Below are 19,524 nucleotides of genomic sequence, written 5' to 3'. Positions count from 1 at the left end.
TATTTATAACTGTTCTTCAATTTCATTTTTAATACTTGTCACATGCGGTCCATACACAATCTGAACGCCATTACCTTGTTTAATAACCCCTTTCGCCTCGGTCATTTTTAATTGGGTTTCGTTTAATTTTCCACTATCATACAGTGTAACTCTCAAACGCGTTGCACAACAATCCACCACATTGATGTTGGCTTTACCTCCTAAAGCTTCTATAATGGTTTGCGCTCTTTCACTTTTACCGACAGAAACATTCATTTGCTCGTCTTCGCGGCCAGGCGTTTTAAAATTCATTTTAATAATGAGTAATTTAAATATGAAATAATACAAGCAAAACCACACGATGCCTATAGGTATCACATATAAGAAATTTGTCTTTTCATTTCCTTGTAAAACACCAAATAATATATAATCTATAAATCCACCACTAAACGTTTGACCAATTGTAATGTTAAAAATATCTGCCATCATAAATGCCAAACCATCTAATAACGCATGGATCACATATAATAACGGTGCAACAAATAAAAAACTAAATTCTAATGGTTCAGTAATCCCTGTCAGGAGTGACGTTAGCGCCGCTGACAACATTAATCCACCCACAACTTTTTTATTTTCGGGCTTCGACGTGTGGTAAATCGCCAGCGCTGCACCTAACAAACCAAACATCATAGTGATAAAACGACCAGACATAAATCTAGATACACCTTCATAATATCGGTGTACATTCGGATCACCTAATTGTGCAAAAAAGATGTTTTGCGTGCCTTGCACAAGATGTCCCTTTACTTCGAGCGAACCCCCTAAAGCTGTTTGCCAAAATGGAAGATAAAAAATATGATGCAAACCAAAAGGTCCTAACATTCTTAAAATAAACCCGTAAAAGAATGTCCCTATTACACCTGTTTTATTCACAATTCCACCTGCACCAAAGATAAGGTCTTGAATAAATGGCCATATAAAGTACATTAAGACACCCACAAATATAGCACTAAACGATGTGATAATAGGTATAAATCTCGAACCTCCAAAAAATCCTAAAAACTGTGGTAGCGTGACTTTATTATATTTATTATGTAAAAACGCAGTCATGATACCAATGATGATTCCTCCAAACACACCTGTTTCCACAGTTTGTATGCCTAGAACCATACCTTGTCCCTTTTTGGCAAGTTCTTCAGTTACCGCAAGATGATCATTGATAGTTAATAAAGCATTCATCGTTGCATTCATAATTAAAAAGCCTAATAAAGCAGCCAACCCAGCTGTACCTTTGTCATTTTTAGCTAATCCAATTGCAACACCTACCGCAAAAATAACGGGTAAATTTTGAAAGACAATACTACCCGCTGAACTCATTAAAACAAATATGTGCTGTAAAAATTGAACATCTAAGATGGGATAGGCTTTAATTGTGTTCGGATTACTTAAAGCACCCCCAATACCAAGTAACAAACCTGCTGCTGGTAAAATAGCAATTGGCAACATAAAAGACTTACCGAACTGTTGTGCCTTTTCAAACGCTTTTTTCATGATACCCCAAACCCCTTTCTCCCTTATGCTTCTAAGTTCAATATAGCACCGTGAAATAAACTGTCAATATGTTATATTGTTTTGAAAAATATTTTCAATTATACTGAATAAAAGGAGCGCGATAAGATGAAACTTGAAAATCGTATTCAACATTTTTATCCTCATTTTACGAAATCTGAACGTATCATCGCAGCAGCAATTTTAAAATTAGACTGTGCTACGGATATTGGGAATATACAATCTTTTGCACGTGATATTGGTGTGTCTTCTTCAAGTGTGAGTCGCTTTGCGCATAAGTTAGATTATGATAGTTTTCAATCGTTACGTTTTGCGATTCAACATGAATTTCATCAAGATGTCATCGAAAACGAGCCTGCCATTCAAATTATGCATCAACATTATATGTCTATTTTGAATCATACAGGTGAATTTATTATTCAATCTGACTTGTTGGCACTCGTAGAAGCGATTCAACATAGTCAAAAAATCATATTTATTGGTATTGGTAGTTCTGGGTTAAGTGCCCAAGAATTTTATTTTCGTACCATCCGCATGGGCTTTAATGCGATGGCGATCACAGATACACACTTAATGGCAGTAATTGAACAAATGTGTGATGAACAAACCACCGTCGTTGCCCTTACCAATAGTGGCGCAACAGCTGAAATATTAGATAGTTTAAGTCAGGCTCAAAAAGCAGGCGCTAAAATTTTAGCATTGTCACATTATAAAACCGCCGCATTAGAAAACGTGTGCGACCATATTATTTTGACAGCGGATCGTCAATTTACCCACGATCATTATTTTATCAATTCACAATTAGCCACACATTTTATTATTGATTTGGTAAGCTATCATTTACTTCAAGACACATCCCGTTTACATCACTTTTCACAAAGTTATGAGAGATTAGTTGCTAAGCGCAAACAGCGATAGGCTCAAATACTTTATGAATTTTGCAATATAAAATGAGCAGACATATACAAATTTGACACATTTTTTAGTAAAATAGACAGATAATCATATCAGGGAGGCAGTGAACGCTTTGCAACCTATTCATGAAGACAAGCTTCAAGCTTTATTAAATCAATATGCAAATCAACCTGTCTATTTGCACGTTGAAACGACTAATGGTGCCTATGCCAACCATTTCGATCAACGTGTTTTCAATGCAGGGACATTTTTACGCAATATTCAAGTCAATTATCAACACGCACAATTAAAAGGCGGCGGCAAAGAGCCTTACCGTATTGGCCTTAAATTGGACAATCATGGCTGGGTGTATGTTCAAGGACTGACGCATTATGAAGTCGCTGACAATGATGCTTTGTTGATAGCGGGATTTAATTATGAAGGACAACTTGCGGCTGCACTTGAAATTAGTCGACAAGCGTTTGAAATTTAGGAGGGATGCATAATGGCTATGGAACGACATATTTTAGTGATATTTCCACATCCTGATGATGAAACATTTTCATCTGCAGGTACCCTTGCACGCTTTGTTGATGAGGGCGTCCCTGTCACTTATGCATGTTTAACATTAGGGCAAATGGGACGCAACTTAGGCAACCCTCCTGTAGCCACGCGTGAATCATTACCGCATATTCGTGAGCGCGAACTTGAAGAAGCGGCCAACGTTATTGGTATCACGCATTTGCGCAAAATGGGCTTACGTGATAAAACAGTTGAGTTTGAGCCTCATGATGAAATGGATGCAATGATACAAGGACTTATTGATGACACGAATCCTTCTACAATCATTTCATTTTATCCAGGTTATGCCGTTCATCCTGATCATGAAGCGACTGCAGAAGCTGTTGTTCGGACTGTTCAACGTCTCCCTGAAACAGAACGACCGAAATTGCAACTCGTTGCATTTAGTAATGACGCTGTAGATGCATTGGGCGAACCGGATATCGTCAATGACATTTCTGAGTATAAAGAACAAAAATTAAAAGCTTTTGAAGCACATCAATCACAAACAGGGCCGTTTTTAGAACAACTGGCAAATCCTCAAGGACGTGCTTCAGGCGTGCCGAGTGATGTGGCCGCATTTTTAACTACCGAAACATTTTGGACGTATCATTTTGATTAAATCCAAAACATTCGAATTGAAGGATTAAGCCAAAAATGATGAGTCTTAATCCTGAGCAAATATAGTGGAGGAAGTAACATGACTGAATTTGATTTATCAACCAGAGAAGGTCGTTGGAAACATTTTGGTTCTGTAGACCCTATCCAAGGTACAAAACCAACAACGAAAGCTGAAATGACCGATCTTCAAAGTACACATAAAAACTTTTTGTTTGAAATAGAAGAAGTAGGTATTAAAAACTTAGTTTATCCTGTATGGATTGATCAATTTCAAACAGCAGGCAACTTTAGTTTTTCTACAAGTTTAAATAAAGATGAAAAAGGCATCAATATGAGCCGAATTTTAGAAGCGGTTGAGGCTGAATATGATAATGGGATTCGACTTGAATTCGATACATTAACACAGTTGTTGAACCGTTTAAAATCGCATATGAAACAACATAGTGCAGGAGTCGATGTTTCAGGAAAATGGTTCTTTGAACGTAAAAGTCCTGTCACTGACATAAAAGCGGTTGGGCACGCTGATGTCACTTATGGCTTGGCGGTACGTGGAGATGAAATAACACGTAAAGAATTAACAATAGAAGCGGCTGTGACAACGTTATGTCCGTGTTCTAAAGAAATCAGTGAATATTCTGCGCACAACCAACGTGGCATTATTACGGTGAAAGCTTATATGAATAAAACTGCCAAATTATCAGATGACTATAAAGAGATTATTCTAGATGCGATGGAAGCAAATGCGAGTTCCATGCTCTACCCTATATTAAAGCGTCCAGATGAAAAACGTGTAACAGAGCGTGCATATGAAAATCCGCGTTTTGTTGAAGATTTAATTCGTCTCATCGCAGCTGACTTAGTTGAACTCGATTGGTTGGAGGGATTTGATATCGAATGTCGAAATGAAGAATCCATTCACCAACATGATGCCTTTGCTAAGTTAAAATATCGAAAATAAAAGAAAGGGTGAGTCACTTAAAATCGTGCTCACCCCTTTTTTATTACTGTGAATATCATGATATCACTTTCAATTTGCGTCATTTTATAAATATTGAAGGTGATTTTTTATTTTAAATGTTCATATGGACTATTTTTCGCAAACGATAAAATTTGATCAATAAATAATTTCGCACGTAGTTGAAATTCTTCATTAGATAGATATAACGTGCCATCTTCTAATTTGTCGTAATCCGAATCATGTGTTGCAATTTGTGTAGGTACAGCAATACCCAGTAATGAACGTACGATGAGTCTTAAGTGCGACAATGGTTCCGCACTTACGATACCTCCGCTATTATTCACTAATCCAACTGGTTTCATTTTGAAGTAATCCATATTCAAGTAATCTAGCGCATTTTTTAAACTTCCTGAATAAGAACCATGATAGTTTGGTGTACCGAGTATAAGAAAATCTGCTTCCATTGCTAAAGATTTTAATTGTTCTGCATTACGTTGATACGCCTCAGGTACTGGATTTTGTCCTGAAAAATCTAACATATGCAAAGGACGTTCAGCTAAATCAAAAATTTCAACTTCATGATGATGTGCTTCAATTTGTCCTTTTAGAAATTGAGCAAGTGCGCGTGTATGCGAATTGGGTGACGCACTTCCTACAATAATTAATCCTTTCATAATTGAACTGTCACTCCCTATTTCTTTGTCTCATCTATAATGTGATAAATCGCTTTCGCGACACCACTATTTTCATTAGTATCCGTCACAAATGACGCGATGTCTTTTAATTCCGTAAGCGCATTTGCCATCGCAACAGGATGACCCACTACTTCCAACATTGATTTATCATTTAAATTATCTCCCACCGCCATGACATCTTTCATTTCAATACCGAGTTGTTCCGCAATGGTGCGCAATGCTAATCCTTTTTGCGCATCAATATGTGTAATTTCGATATTTCCTCTTGCTGATGAAGACACAGCGAGGTTGCCACTTTTGGCCAACCGTTCTTTTGCACGATTAATTTTATCTAAATCAACATCGTGCGCTAATACTTTCATAATAAGCTCACCTGGAATATCTTCGACTTTATCGTAATTATCTACGACTTTTAAAGACCCCACTTCAATACGATGCTGTATATGTGCACGTATCTTTTCTACGTTAGGTGTTTGCCCCATTTGTTTCGCAATATCAAGATATATCGCCAAGTCACGTTCAGGATCCTCAGTATAAATACCTAAATTTGTATACACTTGATAAAAAATATTTTCTTCATCCAACACATTACGTATACGTTGGTATAATTCATGGTTTAAGTTTGATGTATGGACGATGTCGAAACATTCGTCTCGTACTTCGGCACCATTTAAACAAATATAAGGTACCTTCAAACCCGTGGGCTGAATCGGGTCATGCGCTTCATAAAACGCACGTCCTGTTGCAATTACCACTGTAATTCCTAATGACTGTGCATATTGAATGGCTTTCACATTCTCTTCTGAAACATCATGCCCCGCGTTAAGTAATGTACCGTCCATATCTGTCGCAATTAATTTAATCATATGTTTACCTCACTCTATGCCAAATCATTTCACATTAAATTTGTTATATACATGTATCCATTAGCATCACATATTACATATGAAATGATGAATAACGTATTCACCTTTAATGAACCGCTTCGTACGCCATTCATTTTATCAAACTTTCGGTGGATTGTATTTTAATTTGTTTGTGCGCTTCCTATTTTCACGTAGACGTTTAAAAAACTGTTTTAATAATTCTCCACATGAATATTCTAATACACCTGTAATAAGATTAACGCGATGGTTCATTCGTGAATCTTGTATAAGGTTCATTAAACTGCCACTGCACCCACCCTTAGGGTCTTTCGCACCGTAGACTACGGTATCAATACGGCTCATAACAATCGTTCCAGAACACATGACACACGGTTCAAGTGTGACATATAGCGTACAGCCTTCAAGGCGCCAAGTTCCTAGTTTTTTTGCGGCACGCTCAATCGCTAAATGTTCCGCATGCGCCATTGGAAGTTGTGACGTTTCTCTTAAATTATAGGCTGTCGCAATAATTTCATCATCTTTAACAACGACTGCCCCTATAGGCACTTCCCCCAACTTTTCAGCCGCTCTCGCTGCTTCAATCGCGACTGACATATAAAATTCATGACTTCTCATACAGAAACACCCCAACATGTGATAAAATTTGTAATACTGATAAAATAAAAAATGGAGATAAAAAATATGGATAAACCTTTTATAGCAATTGAAGGCCCGATTGGTGTTGGCAAATCTTCGCTAGCACATAAGTTGAGTCAATCTTATCATTTTTATGAGGCAAAAGAAATTGTAGGTGAAAACCCATTTCTATCCGATTTTTATGAAGATATTTCTAAATGGAGTTTCCAAACAGAAATGTTTTTCTTGTGTAATCGATATAAAGATTATCAAGATTTGGGTTCGATGCATCAAGGTATTGTAAGTGATTATCATATTTATAAAAACAAAATCTTCGCACGAAATACCTTATCACCTATAGAATTTGATAAGTTTTCTAGAATTTATGATATTTTAACCGAAGATTTAAGAATGCCCGATTATATCGTTTTTTTAGACGCTGAATTATTCCGTTTAAAAGAACGCATCAAAATTAGAAACCGTGATTTTGAAATACATATTGAAGATGACTATTTATTAAAATTAAAAGCGGATTATTTGGCTTATTACGAGTCATTAAAAGCAAATGGTCATCACGTAATACGTATCGATACCACTCATCTGGACTTTGTTAAAAACAGTACAGATTATGACACAATTTTAAATCAAATTAATGAACTAATTGGAGGAAAAACATTTGAATAACTTTGGTATACCCTCAAATGCGGTCATCACGATTGCTGGTACAGTCGGTGTAGGAAAATCATCATTAACCCAAGCAATTGCTGACAAATTAAATTTTAGAACGTCATTTGAAAACGTAGATCATAATCCTTATTTAGATAAATTTTATGAGGATTTCACGCGTTGGAGTTTCCATCTACAAATTTACTTTTTAGCAGAACGTTTTAAAGAACAAAAGCGTATGTTTGAATATGGCGGTGGTTTTATCCAAGACCGTTCTATTTATGAAGATGTCGATATCTTCGCTAAAATGCATGAAGAACAAGGTACTATGACACCTGAAGACTTTGAAACCTATTCAAATTTATTTAATGCGATGGTAATGACACCTTATTTTCCTAAACCAGATGTTTTAATTTATCTTGAATCAGATTATAAAAGTGTCATTAATCGCATTCATGCGCGTGGGCGCGAAATGGAAATGAATACAGATCCAGAATATTGGAAAAAGTTATTTGCACGTTATGATGCGTGGATTAATCAATTTAATGCATGTCCTGTCGTACGTGTCAATATCAATGAATATGATTTATATGATGATCCTAATTCCATTGATGCAGTACTTGAAAAAGTAGAACACATCATTCAAGCACACCGTCAAGTTGACCAACGTCAATAATTACGCAACCCATTGAAGCTATAACGCATTCAATGGGTTGTTTTTAATATACTAGGAAGTTCCGTAACTTCATTTAAAATAATATCCGCATCAGCAAAGGTAGCTTGATTTCCTAATCCTGTCCGCACACCGACGTTGAATAGTGCATGTGCATTTCGCCCTGTTTTCATATCATTATCGGTATCTCCTATCATTATCATGTCGCGACCTTTTACCCCTCGCTCCCATAACGGCTCTAAAATACGTGGGTCTGGCTTTTCGTAATGATCACCATTGGTAGAAATAACGATGTCAAATAACGATTGCAGTTGTGTTTTCTCAAAAAAGTGCGCCATACCTGTACGATTGTCACTCGTCAAAATACCGAGGTGATATCCTTGTGATTTTAGCGTATGGAGCATAGAGACCACCCCTTCAAATAATATGACCTCGGGTTCACGTGCATGAATGAGCGCTTGGCTTCTTTGTGTCGTGTATGACGTCGTATCTTGATCTGTATATTGATTAAACACGGTCACCATTTCCTCTAAAGTACCTGAAGCCATAATGCTTCCTGGTGAAAAGCCATCATTTACGATACCTAGTTCTTTTTTCACGTCATCTAACGCTTTAATATGAAAATGCGCACACACATTTTCAACGAGTTGAATACCAATTTTAATCCAACTTTGATCAAATTGAATTAATGTACCATCCTTATCAAACATTAACCATATCGCGTTTGGCATTTTGTCACCTCCATTACACATGAGATATTTCATTCATAAGATGTTGTTAATTAAAAGTCGCTTTATGTATATGAGTATGCCACTCTATGAAGCGTATCATTACAGTGAATAGCTTGATAGTTATTAATATAAAGAGACTATATTTTATTACTCAAAACATTTAGTATCATTGTCTAAATGATTATAATAATTAATTCTATCCATCAGTGTTCCTGTATAAAGTTCTAATAAATAACCATCTGGATCCGTGAAATAAATAGAATTTTTCTCCTTAATATCTCTATTTCTCCCTTTTAAAATATTCACTTTGTTTACTTTTAACCAATAATACCAATCTTCAAAATCTTTTTCAGAAATAGATAATGCCAAATGTGTATAACCGATTTGCATATCATGTCTTGGGATATCTTTTTCTTCATTTAGTGCAAACCAAACATTTCCAAGAGTAAAAAAGACAATTGTTTCATTTTCCATAACTATTTTGTCCTTTAAAACTTCTTTATAGAATTGCTTTGACCTTTTTATATCGGAAACTGAATATGTAATATGATTAATTCCCTGAATCATAAATTACTCCTTGTTTATTATTCAGTTTAAATACATTGACTCTATATCATTGATATTTATTCCATCTGACAAGTCAATAAAATAATTTGATTGCCATTTCTGCGTTGATAACGCTGTTGCATTGAGATGCTTTATCCAAGTAGGATAAACACGAATAGCCATTTTACCGGTATGCGTCGTTGAACTTAAAATACCATGATCAATCAGTGCTTCTTTTGAAAATATAAATTGTCCTACTTTAGCACCATCTATTACAGTAATAATGACTTTATCAATATGATTCTCACTATGAAAAGGGACATTTTTATTTATATGATTCTTTTGCCAAATGAATAAAAAATATCCTTCTTTATTAGGCGTTTTATTTGCTAATCTACTTTTAAATAAACGTCCATTAATATGTAAATTGAGCGCTTCATATTTCTTATTCCATAACTCTTTTTTATAATCACTAAGTACTAGGACATCACTTTGATTAACAATATATTTTATTAATTTTAAGGATTGATATGCCTCCATAACTTAATCCAACTCCATCATTTTAAGGTTGATTTGAGGTATCTCACATTTTATCGAACGGATCTCCGTAAATGTCACAATACTTATAAAAACCATGATTAATCATGAATATTTTCTGATGTATATTTTCATTACTATCAAATGAAATCGTTTTTAAGACATGTTCTAAAAATTCTACTGAAGCTGTACCATTTGCTGTTACCAAATTCCGGTCTCTAACAACTTGTTTTGCAATAAAATAATGACTCCCTGTGTATTTATCAAAGTCATTCCATAAACTCAAAGCATTTCCTGTATGCTTGTAATCGTTGAGTAACCCATTTTTAGCAAGATAATCTACTGCTCCGCATATTGCACCAATCACAATATTTTTCTTGAATGCCTTTTGGATAAAAGTTAAAAGTGCTTGATTGTTCGTATTCCACGTATTGCCACCCACAAGAATTAATAAATCAAAATCATCATTATAATTTTTAATATTATAGTCTACATTTACTGATAAGCCTCCAATTGACTTTACATTATTTGTTAAACTTATGGTTTTAGTACACCACTTATCATGTTGATTCAATATCGTAGAAAGATGTGCCATTTCCCAATCGGCATATTGATCTAAGATCAGAAACAAAGCCTTCTTCATATCTATCATCCTCTTTTAACTTTTGTATGTTTAGGTTTTTTTAGAGCAATATACGCACCTGATGTTGCTAATGCAATACCAATGATAAGGTGTATATTTAAAGTAGATTCGCCCATCATTACGCTCGCAATGCCTCCTATCGCTGGGAACATTGCGACCATATAGCCACTTTCAGCTGCACCAATATTATTAATTAATTTCAAATAACACAACCATGCAATAAAAGAAGCTAACACCGATAAATAAAGCAAGCCAATCCAAAAGTTAAACTGATGCGGCATCGTATAGTGTTCTCCTCTTATAAAGGTATACATAAACAATAAAATGACAGCTCCCATCATACCAATTGTATTGGCTACTATAGGATTGACGCGTTGCTTACTATTATAGAGTGACAACACATCTCCAATAGATGTAATTACCGTACCTGCAATAGCTAATAAAATTCCAATAATGAATTGATTGGACAACTGTTTTAAATCGGGAAATAAAATGACTAAAACACTTAATATTCCCATGATTCCACCTATATATATACGGTTTGAAATTTTAGTTTTAAAAGCAATACTAATGCAAATTGGAGTAATGATTGCCTTCATTGAAAATATAAGTGTGACCATAGCAGCAGTACTGTAAAACGTACCATAATATAGTAAAAGATAACTTATCATAAAGTTACATAAACCAAACCCTAATACAGTATATAAATTGAAATCTTTTATACTTATCTTTTTATAGACGAATGAAAGTAAACATGTAAAAAGAATTAGCGCTATCACGGACCGATATAATAAAGCAACTTCTAATGACACGTGATTACCTTGAATTTTAACAGCTATAAAATTAAGCCCCCATATCAACATACAAAGTACATACATAACATAGTTCATTTTAATGTTCACACCATTTTAAGTTTTTACACATCATTCAAACACTCCATTTTATATTCTTGATATCTTTATATTTTAGGATAATAATAATTAATTGTAAATTGTTGTTGCTGCACGCTTTTAGTAGTCAGTATGACGTGAATAACCGCTTCAAACTTACATATTTCTTTCAATATAATACTTGAAACTTACAATATTGTAAGATATGTTGTTCGCTATTTAATTATTATCATAGTTGTGATTTAATATGTTTGAGGAGGTGAATCATATGGAAACTAAAAGCAACAAATTGCTATCCTGTATTAGTTATTGGAGTATTTTCTTCGCACCGTTTGTATTACCCATTCTTATATGGATTTTTTCAGATCGACCTACCTCTCATCATGCCAAGATTGCTTTATTGAATCATTTAGGAGGCGTAATATTTTATTTTTTAGGTATGACAGGCTTTTATTTTTCACAAGTCATATTAGAAAAACCGTACAATCATCAAATTATGTTCTCTAATATTTTATTAGGATGTACATTCATTTGCTTATTCATCGCTATTTCATTAGCAATTTACAACTTAGTGAAAGGTTTTCAATTATTACTACAAGGTTAATCGTCTTAAGACCATTGTTAAACGCCACAATAACTACATGGACGTCAATTTAACGACCACTCAAACGTTTTGATTGGTACGCTATGCACCCATTCTAATAAATTTATTACTTACATGAATGCACTCATATTATATAATAATATTAACAATAAATTGTTTGTTTTTGATGTATGTCGTTGAGATGTATATAAGGGGGATAACAATGATTTTAATCAGTAGTTGTCTTGTCGGAGAAAATGTACGCTATGATGGTAAAAACAAATTACAACCTGCACTGCTAAAGTTAATAGAAACCGGGCATGCTCGCGCCGTTTGTCCTGAGATATTAGGTGGCCTTCCTATCCCGAGAAACCCTGCAGAGATTGTCGGTGGTGATGGCTATGATGTATTAAATCATCATGCCCGAGTGATGGATAGTGATGGCAATGATGTGACGGCAATGTATTTAAGTGGTGCTCAAAAAACTTTAGAACAATGCAAAGCCATGGCATGTAAGGCAGTCATTTTAAAATCAGATAGCCCTTCATGCGGGTCTAAACAAATTTACAGTGGTGCCTTTAATAGCACTAAAAAAGAGGGTGTCGGCGTATGTACGGCACTTTTAAGACAGAACGGGATTACCGTATATGATGAAGACGACTATTTAGCATTGTTATCACATAAATTATAAAAGCTAGAAACCTACGTAAATGAGGTTTCTAACTTTTATGCGTTTTAATATTAATATTTCGGTACAACGACTCTCCAACCGTGAGGATCTTCTAGTTTACCACTTTGAATTCCTGTATAGTTGTCATACAATTTTTGTGTTATTGGCCCCGTTTGATTATCATTAATGACAATTTTTTCGTCTTTAAATTGTAATTCACCAACTGGCGAAATCACTGCGGCTGTCCCTGTACCAAAGACTTCTTGAAGACGTCCTTCTTTATGATATTGATAAAGTTCGTCAATCGCCACACGACGCTCGTCAACTTCATAGCCAAGCGTTTTTGCTAATTCAAGTACGGTTTTACGTGTAATACCTGGTAAAATACTTCCGTTTAATTCTGGTGTTACTACTTTCCCATCGATTACGAAGAAGATGTTCATACTTCCTACTTCTTCAACGTATTTTTGTTCAACGCCATCTAACCATAATACTTGGTCAAAGCCTTCTGAATTCGCATTAGATTGTGCAAGTAAGCTCGCCGCGTAGTTACCAGCAACTTTCGCATAACCTACACCACCTCGGACTGCACGCACATATTCATCTTCAACATAAATTTTCGTAGGACGTAATGAATCGCCGCCATAATAAGATCCAGATGGAGATAAAATAATTAATAAACGATATTCATGCGATGGATGCACGCCAAGCCCTTCTTGCGTCGCGAAAACATATGGACGTATGTATAAAGATTGACCTTCCCCTTGAGGCACCCAGTCACGTTCGATATCAATTAATTGTTTTAAACCTTCGAGTAATAATGCCTCGTCCACTTCAGGCATTTTTAAACGTGATAGTGACATATTAATACGTTTAAAGTTTTCCTCAGGTCTAAATAAAACAACCTCATCGTCGTGCTTGTATGCTTTTAAGCCCTCAAAAACTGATTGGCCATAATGGATACATTGTGCTGCCGGTGAAAGTTCGATTGGACCATAAGGAATAATCTTTAAATCGTGCCACCCTTTGTCAATAGAATACTCAAAGCTAAGCATATAATCCGTAAATACTTTACCAAAAGTAAGTGAGGATTGATCTGGCTTTTCTTTAAGTTGTTCTCTTTGTTGAAATTGAATTTTGTCTGACATGATTATTCCTCCTATTTAAATGTAATATATGCATTATATCAATGTGCATACGACAATTCAATGAGTTTTCCGAAAATTAGAATTAGTCTGATTTCAAGAAAACGCTTACATAATTTAGACTCATGCGGTGAAACTGTTGATTTTATCATCACTCAGAATCCCATTATACAAATTTTGTCGAAGTTATGAAAATGATACGAAAATAAAAAGAGACATGCCCGTCACATGTCTCTTTGCTCTATATGAAATTGAGATTTTGCGCTTTAAATTTTAAATTGATGTACTACGTGTGATTAAGCTTTATGCGTTTCTTTTTCTTGAATGGCTTCAATCATACGTGATGTCATTGCTTTAAGGTCATATTTTGGATTAAAGCCCCATTCACCACGTGCACAGCTCGTATCAATACTATCAGGCCAGCTATCCGCAATACCTTGACGTACAGGATCAACATCATAATCTAATGTGAAGTTAGGCATATGTTCTTGAATCGCTTCTTTTACCATTTCGGGTTCAATACTCATTGCGCTTAAGTTATAGGCATTACGGTTAATTAATTTACCGCTATCTGCCTCCATTAATTGAATAATGGCGTCAATGGCATCGTCCATAAACATCATATCCATGTACGTATCTTTTGCGATATAACTTGTGTATTTACCTTCGCGTACGGCTTTAAAATAAATATCAACCGCATAGTCTGTCGTACCGCCACCTGGTTCTTTTACGTAAGAAATTAAACCTGGGAAACGAACGCTACGTGTATCAACACCAAATTTTGTAAAGTAATAATCGCAAAGCAATTCGCCTGAAACTTTGTTAACCCCATACATCGTGTTAGGACGTTGAATTGTGACTTGTGGCGTGTTTTTTTTCGGTGTATTCGGTCCAAATGCACCTATAGAACTTGGTGTAAAAAATTGTAAGTGATACTTACGTGCGACTTCAAGCGCATTCACTAAGCCACCCATATTCAAATGCCACGCTAAAAGTGGTTTTTGTTCCGCTGTTGCTGATAAAAGTGCAGCCATATGCATCATCGTATCTGGTTGGAACTTCTCTACTAATTGTTCCATTTTGTCAGCATCAGTCACGTCTAAAATTTCAAATGGCCCCTCAGCAACAATTGAACCCGCTTCTGGCTCACGAATATCTGTTGCTAATACATTCTCATTCCCATAAATTTCACGACATTTTGCGACAAGTTCTGTACCAATTTGGCCCAGAGCACCTGTAATAAATATTTTTTTCATAAACACTCATTCTCCCTTTTTGTCTTTTTGAGACGGACATACGTCTATATCTTGCAGTCATTTTCTTGGTTTACAGGGACATTATAACATTTAAGCGCTTACTTGTACATCCTGAGAAAACAAAAAGCAAAGCAATTCTGCATGAATTACTTTGCTTTTAAAATGATGATTATTGAATGACGTTCAGTTCTTTACCTACACGTTCATATACTTCTAATGCTTGATCTAACATGGCTTTTGTATGTGCGGCAGTAGGCATATTTCTCACACGGCCTGTGCCACGTGGGACAGTTGGGAAGACGATTGATTTTACGTAAACACCTTCATCCATTAAACGCTTACTAAATTCTTGCGTTTTCTTTTCATCACCTATAATTACTGGTGTGATTGGTGTTTCGGAGTCACCAATGTCAAAACCTAATTTTGATAAACCATCTTTAAGGTATTTTGCGTTATCCCAAAGTTTATCGTGTAATTCTGTAGAAGCCATTAATTTATTTACCGCTTCAGTAATTGCTTTTGTATCTCCAGGTGCTAATGATGTAGAGAATAAGAATGGGCGTGATTGTGCTTTTAACCAATCAATTAATTGTTGTGATCCAGCAACATAACCGCCTACCACACCAATAGCTTTTGATAAAGTACCGATTTGGAAGTCTACTTTATCTTGTAAACCAAAGTGTTTCACTGTTCCAGCACCTTTACCCATGACACCAGAACCGTGCGCATCATCAACATAAATCATAATACCTAATGGCTCACAGATTTCAACAATTTCAGGGAGTTTCGCAACATCCCCATCCATACTGAAAACACCATCAGTAATGTACATCACTTTATTATATTGGCCTGATTCAACTGCTTCTTTCGCTTTTTCACGTAAGTCATCCATATCAGAGTGTTTAACACGAATGATTTTCGCTTTAGATAAACGACATCCATCGATAATCGATGCATGGTTCAATTCATCAGATAAAATCGCATCATTTTTATTCATTACTGCAGAAATCGCAGCCATATTACAATTGAAACCAGATTGATAAGCGATAGCAGCTTCAGTACCTTTAAATTTTGCTAATGTTTGCTCGAGTTCATCATGTAAATCTAAAGTACCGTTAATTGTACGTACTGCACCAGCACCTACACCGTGAGAGTCAATCGCCTTTTTTGCTGCTGTTTTAAGATCTTCATTTGTTGCCAATCCTAAGTAGTTGTTTGATGATAGGTTAATATATGATTTGCCTTTGATTTTAATTTCCGGACCATTTGCCCCTTCAATTGAATCAATTTCATTATACAACCCATTGTCTTTAAGGTAGTTAATGTTTTCTTGTAAAAAGTCATTTAACTTTTGAACCATGTTCATTCCCCTTTCAATTTTCAATCACTTTAATAATAACGTATTTTGTACAAACTTCAAAGCATGTGTATAATATAAAGATAACGATTTAAAAAGGAGATGACACAGATGGATTGGTTCCAACTTGCACGCGAAAAAGAAGCGCGAATGATAGAAACGCGTCGTTATCTTCATCAATACCCTGAAGTTTCATTTTTTGAAAAACATACACACGCCTATATTGTTCAGCGTCTTGAACAACTCGACTTTGAAATTAATGACCATGTTGGGCAAAATGGGATCATCGCCAAAATCTCCGGGAATAAACAAGGCCCTACAATTGCCTTAAGAGCTGACTTTGATGCGCTACCGATTGAGGATTTAAAAGATGTACCGTATCGCTCTAAAGTGCCGGGCGTCATGCACGCATGCGGACATGATGGCCATACAGCGACGTTACTCACTGTCGCTGAACTCTTACATGAACATCAACAAAAACTTAAAGGTACTGTCGTTCTCATCTTTCAATATGGTGAGGAAGTAACGCCTGGTGGTGCACAAGAGATGATTGCTGATAATGCATTAATGGGCGTCGATAAAATATATGGCAACCATTTATGGAGCGGCTATCCTACGGGTACAATTCACACAAGACCCGGTCCAATGATGGCGCAACCTGATGAATTTAACATTAAGATCCATGGTAAGGGTGGACACGGTGCAAAACCGCATGAAACGATTGATCCCGTCGTCATTCTCGCTGAATTTATATTAAGTGCGCAAAAAATCGTTTCACGCACCATTGATCCTGTGAAACAAGCTGTCATCTCATTTGGCAAAATTCAAGCGGGTGAAGCTGATAATGTTATTCCAGATACTGCCATATGTAGAGGCACCGTCAGAACGTTTGAACCAGAAGTACAACAACATATTTATCATAAAATGGATAAACTGCTTCAAGGTTTGGCATTAGCAAATGATATCACATACGATTTTGATTACGTTAAAGGCTATTTACCTGTATATAATCATGAAGCATCTGCAAACATTGTTAAAGAAGCAGCCAATACGCTCAATTTTAGATATCACGATGCTGACTTAATGATGGTAGGCGAAGATTTCTCCTACTATTTAAAGGCACGTCCAGGTGCTTTCTTCTTCACAGGTTGTGGCAACCCTGAGAAGAATAGTGAATGGCCGCATCATAGCCCACATTTTGACATTGATGAATCTGCGATGAAGTACACTGTCAGTACATTTATGAAAATACTAGAGCTTGAAAACGTATTATAAATGATACAAAGACATGGGACATCGCAACCCTATTCACCAAAAACATCCAACATCATTCATGAGCTCATGAACGATGTTGGATGTTTTTTAATCTTTATGAATACATTTTGTCATTTTAATGGAAATGATAATGAATTAATATACTTTTTGATCAATACCTTATCCTAGACGCACAAAGCTTTAATCCGAAACTGTAAATCTATTTTAACCGCGAGATAACTAAAAAATTATAGTTAATATAAAATAATCGAAGACAGTATTTGACTGGATAACGTATGTGCTTGTAAGCTTATCGCATCCCTAATTAAGAATCACCTTTAAAGAGTAACTTAGCATGCACAAAAAAAGAGTTGGCATGATGCCAACTCTTTTTATCTATCTCAAAGATAAATGATATTATTTTTCGATAGCTGTTACAACGCCTGATCCTACAGTACGTCCACCTTCACGGATAGAGAAACGTGTACCGTCTTCGATAGCGATTGGAGAAATTAACTCAACGTCCATTTCTACGTTATCGCCAGGCATAACCATTTCAGTACCTTCTGGTAAGTGAACAACGCCAGTTACGTCAGTAGTACGGAAATAGAATTGTGGGCGGTAGTTAGAGAAGAATGGAGTGTGACGACCACCTTCGTCTTTTGATAATACGTAAACTTCCGCTTTAAATTTAGTGTGAGGTGTGATTGAACCTGGAGCAGCTAATACTTGTCCACGTTGAACGTCTTCACGAGCAACACCACGTAATAATGCACCGATGTTGTCACCAGCTTCAGCGTAGTCTAATAACTTACGGAACATTTCTACACCTGTAACAGTTGTTTTAGAAGATTCTTCAGTTAAACCGATGATTTCAACTTCTTCACCAACTTTGATTTGACCACGTTCAACACGGCCAGTTGCAACTGTACCACGACCTGTGATTGAGAATACGTCCTCAACAGGCATCATGAATGGTTTGTCAGAATCACGTTCTGGAGTTGGGATGTAGTTGTCTACAGCTTCCATTAATTCTAAGATTTTACCTTCGTATTCAGCGTCGCCTTCTAAAGCTTTTAATGCTGAACCAGCGATTACAGGGATGTCATCGCCTGGGAAGTCGTATTCAGATAATAAGTCACGAACTTCCATTTCTACTAATTCTAATAATTCTTCGTCGTCAACCATGTCAACTTTGTTTAAGAATACAACTAATGCTGGTACACCAACGTTACGTGATAAAAGGATGTGCTCACGAGTTTGTGGCATTGGACCGTCAGCAGCAGATACTACTAAGATACCGCCGTCCATTTGAGCAGCACCAGTGATCATGTTTTTAACGTAGTCAGCGTGACCTGGGCAGTCAACGTGTGCATAGTGACGTTTTTCAGTTTGGTACTCAATGTGAGACGTGTTGATTGTGATACCACGTTCTTTTTCTTCTGGAGCGTTGTCAATCATGTCGTATGATTGTGCAACTGAGTCACCGTGCTTCGCTAATACTGTAGCGATAGCAGCTGTTAATGTAGTTTTACCATGGTCAACGTGACCGATAGTACCAATATTGGCATGTTCTTTTGAGCGATCGAATTTTTCTTTAGCCATTATGAAATCTCTCCTCTTCAAATTAAGAATTAATATTTTAAATATCTCTCATGAAAGTTACTCACCTTCATGAGATAGATAATCTTTATTACCTTTATAAATCATTTTACTGAAAAAATCAATTTTAAAAGAAGGTAAAGGCTTGATAACGCCACATGGGTCATTATCTCATAGACGGGTTGGGTAATC

22 protein-coding genes are annotated in these 19,524 nt (G+C 35.9%); 9 read left to right on the top strand and 13 right to left on the bottom strand.

Annotated features, from left to right (window positions below; genetic code table 11):
• Positions 1 to 3: 3 nt before the first annotated feature.
• Positions 4 to 1,530 (bottom strand): PTS transporter subunit EIIC, encoded by a 1,527-nt coding sequence (locus GJE18_RS01400; protein WP_107368307.1) that lies wholly within the window; start codon positions 1,528 to 1,530, stop codon positions 4 to 6.
• 126 nt (positions 1,531 to 1,656) lie between these two features.
• On the opposite strand from GJE18_RS01400, the gene GJE18_RS01395 reads away from it, so the two are divergent.
• From GJE18_RS01395 to folE2, 4 genes are all read left to right on the top strand, one after another.
• Complete coding sequence (locus GJE18_RS01395; protein WP_060552345.1) at positions 1,657 to 2,466, top strand: MurR/RpiR family transcriptional regulator; 810 nt, start codon at positions 1,657 to 1,659, stop codon at positions 2,464 to 2,466.
• A gap of 109 nt (positions 2,467 to 2,575) precedes the next feature.
• A complete protein-coding gene (locus tag GJE18_RS01390; RefSeq protein WP_037566337.1) occupies positions 2,576 to 2,935 on the top strand; it encodes a YojF family protein in 360 nt (119 codons plus the stop codon).
• A gap of 12 nt (positions 2,936 to 2,947) precedes the next feature.
• Positions 2,948 to 3,625, top strand: a complete 678-nt coding sequence (gene bshB2 / locus GJE18_RS01385; RefSeq protein ID WP_107368309.1) for a bacillithiol biosynthesis deacetylase BshB2 — start codon at positions 2,948 to 2,950, stop codon at positions 3,623 to 3,625.
• A gap of 78 nt (positions 3,626 to 3,703) precedes the next feature.
• A complete protein-coding gene (gene folE2 / locus GJE18_RS01380) occupies positions 3,704 to 4,582 on the top strand; it encodes a GTP cyclohydrolase FolE2 (protein ID WP_107368310.1) in 879 nt (292 codons plus the stop codon).
• Between the two features lie 107 nt (positions 4,583 to 4,689).
• Here the strand turns inward: folE2 and GJE18_RS01375 are convergent, their stop codons facing one another.
• The 3 genes from GJE18_RS01375 to tadA form a co-directional block, all read right to left on the bottom strand.
• Positions 4,690 to 5,256 (bottom strand): NADPH-dependent FMN reductase, encoded by a 567-nt coding sequence (locus GJE18_RS01375; RefSeq protein ID WP_060552342.1) that lies wholly within the window; start codon positions 5,254 to 5,256, stop codon positions 4,690 to 4,692.
• Between the two features lie 17 nt (positions 5,257 to 5,273).
• A complete protein-coding gene (locus GJE18_RS01370; RefSeq protein WP_060552341.1) occupies positions 5,274 to 6,143 on the bottom strand; it encodes a Cof-type HAD-IIB family hydrolase in 870 nt (289 codons plus the stop codon).
• Between the two features lie 138 nt (positions 6,144 to 6,281).
• The gene (gene tadA, locus GJE18_RS01365) at positions 6,282 to 6,779 is read right to left on the bottom strand and encodes a tRNA adenosine(34) deaminase TadA (protein WP_060552340.1); all 498 of its coding nucleotides are present in this window, start codon (positions 6,777 to 6,779) and stop codon (positions 6,282 to 6,284) included.
• A 66-nt stretch (positions 6,780 to 6,845) separates the two neighbouring features.
• Here tadA and GJE18_RS01360 point away from each other — a divergent pair, with 66 nt between their 5' ends.
• Both GJE18_RS01360 and GJE18_RS01355 read left to right on the top strand, forming a co-directional pair.
• A complete protein-coding gene (locus GJE18_RS01360) occupies positions 6,846 to 7,463 on the top strand; it encodes a deoxynucleoside kinase (protein WP_060552339.1) in 618 nt (205 codons plus the stop codon).
• A complete protein-coding gene (locus GJE18_RS01355; RefSeq protein ID WP_107368311.1) occupies positions 7,456 to 8,121 on the top strand; it encodes a deoxynucleoside kinase in 666 nt (221 codons plus the stop codon). The genes GJE18_RS01360 and GJE18_RS01355 overlap by 8 nt, the downstream gene beginning before the upstream one ends.
• 29 nt (positions 8,122 to 8,150) lie before the next feature.
• On the opposite strand, the gene GJE18_RS01350 is transcribed toward GJE18_RS01355, so the two are convergent.
• The 5 genes from GJE18_RS01350 to GJE18_RS12250 all read right to left on the bottom strand — a co-directional run bounded on the left by GJE18_RS01350 (position 8,151) and on the right by GJE18_RS12250 (position 11,453).
• A complete protein-coding gene (locus GJE18_RS01350) occupies positions 8,151 to 8,849 on the bottom strand; it encodes an HAD family hydrolase (protein ID WP_060552337.1) in 699 nt (232 codons plus the stop codon).
• A 147-nt stretch (positions 8,850 to 8,996) separates the two neighbouring features.
• Entirely contained in the window at positions 8,997 to 9,416 is a 420-nt protein-coding gene (gene fosB, locus GJE18_RS01345; protein ID WP_107376401.1) for a metallothiol transferase FosB, read from the bottom strand.
• A 21-nt stretch (positions 9,417 to 9,437) separates the two neighbouring features.
• Positions 9,438 to 9,935, bottom strand: a complete 498-nt coding sequence (locus tag GJE18_RS01340) for a MepB family protein (protein WP_107368313.1) — start codon at positions 9,933 to 9,935, stop codon at positions 9,438 to 9,440.
• A gap of 43 nt (positions 9,936 to 9,978) precedes the next feature.
• Complete coding sequence (locus GJE18_RS01335) at positions 9,979 to 10,575, bottom strand: type 1 glutamine amidotransferase family protein (protein ID WP_107368314.1); 597 nt, start codon at positions 10,573 to 10,575, stop codon at positions 9,979 to 9,981.
• A gap of 5 nt (positions 10,576 to 10,580) precedes the next feature.
• Complete coding sequence (locus tag GJE18_RS12250; protein WP_261370722.1) at positions 10,581 to 11,453, bottom strand: DMT family transporter; 873 nt, start codon at positions 11,451 to 11,453, stop codon at positions 10,581 to 10,583.
• 280 nt (positions 11,454 to 11,733) lie between these two features.
• Here GJE18_RS12250 and GJE18_RS01325 point away from each other — a divergent pair, with 280 nt between their 5' ends.
• Together GJE18_RS01325 and GJE18_RS01320 are read left to right on the top strand one after the other, a co-directional pair.
• The gene (locus GJE18_RS01325) at positions 11,734 to 12,069 is read left to right on the top strand and encodes a hypothetical protein (RefSeq protein WP_107368316.1); all 336 of its coding nucleotides are present in this window, start codon (positions 11,734 to 11,736) and stop codon (positions 12,067 to 12,069) included.
• 202 nt (positions 12,070 to 12,271) lie between these two features.
• Positions 12,272 to 12,739 (top strand): 2-thiouracil desulfurase family protein, encoded by a 468-nt coding sequence (locus tag GJE18_RS01320; protein ID WP_060552335.1) that lies wholly within the window; start codon positions 12,272 to 12,274, stop codon positions 12,737 to 12,739.
• Positions 12,740 to 12,789: 50 nt separating this feature from the next.
• On the opposite strand, the gene GJE18_RS01315 is transcribed toward GJE18_RS01320, so the two are convergent.
• The 3 genes from GJE18_RS01315 to GJE18_RS01305 all read right to left on the bottom strand — a co-directional run bounded on the left by GJE18_RS01315 (position 12,790) and on the right by GJE18_RS01305 (position 16,479).
• On the bottom strand, positions 12,790 to 13,866 hold the full coding sequence (locus tag GJE18_RS01315) for a branched-chain amino acid aminotransferase (RefSeq protein WP_060552334.1): 1,077 nt from the start codon (positions 13,864 to 13,866) through the stop codon (positions 12,790 to 12,792).
• A 293-nt stretch (positions 13,867 to 14,159) separates the two neighbouring features.
• Positions 14,160 to 15,119, bottom strand: coding sequence for an L-threonine 3-dehydrogenase (locus GJE18_RS01310; RefSeq protein WP_060552333.1), 960 nt, complete (start codon positions 15,117 to 15,119; stop codon positions 14,160 to 14,162).
• A 169-nt stretch (positions 15,120 to 15,288) separates the two neighbouring features.
• Complete coding sequence (locus GJE18_RS01305; RefSeq protein WP_107368317.1) at positions 15,289 to 16,479, bottom strand: glycine C-acetyltransferase; 1,191 nt, start codon at positions 16,477 to 16,479, stop codon at positions 15,289 to 15,291.
• A gap of 99 nt (positions 16,480 to 16,578) precedes the next feature.
• Here GJE18_RS01305 and GJE18_RS01300 point away from each other — a divergent pair, with 99 nt between their 5' ends.
• Positions 16,579 to 17,751: a M20 family metallopeptidase gene (locus GJE18_RS01300; protein ID WP_165805066.1), complete on the top strand. Its 1,173-nt coding sequence runs from the start codon at positions 16,579 to 16,581 to the stop codon at positions 17,749 to 17,751.
• A 396-nt stretch (positions 17,752 to 18,147) separates the two neighbouring features.
• Here GJE18_RS01300 and tuf read toward each other — a convergent pair whose 3' ends face one another.
• A complete protein-coding gene (tuf, locus tag GJE18_RS01295) occupies positions 18,148 to 19,335 on the bottom strand; it encodes an elongation factor Tu (RefSeq protein ID WP_037566322.1) in 1,188 nt (395 codons plus the stop codon).
• Positions 19,336 to 19,524 lie beyond the last annotated feature (189 nt).

It is taken from the genome of Staphylococcus agnetis (assembly GCF_011466855.1).
In the GTDB taxonomy this organism is placed as follows: domain Bacteria; phylum Bacillota; class Bacilli; order Staphylococcales; family Staphylococcaceae; genus Staphylococcus; species Staphylococcus agnetis.
Note: the sequence above shows the minus strand (reverse complement) of the source record. Positions and strands in the feature narration are given on the sequence as shown.

Excerpts from the sequence above, each read along its gene's own strand:
- folE2 (WP_107368310.1), top strand. The coding sequence starts at position 3,704 with ATGACTGAATTTGATTTATCAACCAGAGAAGGTCGTTGGAAACATTTT.
- tadA (WP_060552340.1), bottom strand. The coding sequence starts at position 6,779 with ATGAGAAGTCATGAATTTTATATGTCAGTCGCGATTGAAGCAGCGAGA.
- GJE18_RS01325 (WP_107368316.1), top strand. The coding sequence starts at position 11,734 with ATGGAAACTAAAAGCAACAAATTGCTATCCTGTATTAGTTATTGGAGT.
- GJE18_RS01310 (WP_060552333.1), bottom strand. The coding sequence starts at position 15,119 with ATGAAAAAAATATTTATTACAGGTGCTCTGGGCCAAATTGGTACAGAA.
- fosB (WP_107376401.1), bottom strand. The coding sequence starts at position 9,416 with ATGATTCAGGGAATTAATCATATTACATATTCAGTTTCCGATATAAAA.
- GJE18_RS01315 (WP_060552334.1), bottom strand. The coding sequence starts at position 13,866 with ATGTCAGACAAAATTCAATTTCAACAAAGAGAACAACTTAAAGAAAAG.
- GJE18_RS01305 (WP_107368317.1), bottom strand. The coding sequence starts at position 16,479 with ATGGTTCAAAAGTTAAATGACTTTTTACAAGAAAACATTAACTACCTT.
- GJE18_RS01320 (WP_060552335.1), top strand. The coding sequence starts at position 12,272 with ATGATTTTAATCAGTAGTTGTCTTGTCGGAGAAAATGTACGCTATGAT.
- GJE18_RS01375 (WP_060552342.1), bottom strand. The coding sequence starts at position 5,256 with ATGAAAGGATTAATTATTGTAGGAAGTGCGTCACCCAATTCGCATACA.
- GJE18_RS01360 (WP_060552339.1), top strand. The coding sequence starts at position 6,846 with ATGGATAAACCTTTTATAGCAATTGAAGGCCCGATTGGTGTTGGCAAA.
- tuf (WP_037566322.1), bottom strand. The coding sequence starts at position 19,335 with ATGGCTAAAGAAAAATTCGATCGCTCAAAAGAACATGCCAATATTGGT.
- GJE18_RS01335 (WP_107368314.1), bottom strand. The coding sequence starts at position 10,575 with ATGAAGAAGGCTTTGTTTCTGATCTTAGATCAATATGCCGATTGGGAA.
- GJE18_RS01400 (WP_107368307.1), bottom strand. The coding sequence starts at position 1,530 with ATGAAAAAAGCGTTTGAAAAGGCACAACAGTTCGGTAAGTCTTTTATG.
- GJE18_RS01340 (WP_107368313.1), bottom strand. The coding sequence starts at position 9,935 with ATGGAGGCATATCAATCCTTAAAATTAATAAAATATATTGTTAATCAA.
- GJE18_RS01370 (WP_060552341.1), bottom strand. The coding sequence starts at position 6,143 with ATGATTAAATTAATTGCGACAGATATGGACGGTACATTACTTAACGCG.
- GJE18_RS12250 (WP_261370722.1), bottom strand. The coding sequence starts at position 11,453 with ATGTATGTACTTTGTATGTTGATATGGGGGCTTAATTTTATAGCTGTT.
- bshB2 (WP_107368309.1), top strand. The coding sequence starts at position 2,948 with ATGGCTATGGAACGACATATTTTAGTGATATTTCCACATCCTGATGAT.
- GJE18_RS01350 (WP_060552337.1), bottom strand. The coding sequence starts at position 8,849 with ATGCCAAACGCGATATGGTTAATGTTTGATAAGGATGGTACATTAATT.
- GJE18_RS01395 (WP_060552345.1), top strand. The coding sequence starts at position 1,657 with ATGAAACTTGAAAATCGTATTCAACATTTTTATCCTCATTTTACGAAA.
- GJE18_RS01300 (WP_165805066.1), top strand. The coding sequence starts at position 16,579 with ATGACACAGATGGATTGGTTCCAACTTGCACGCGAAAAAGAAGCGCGA.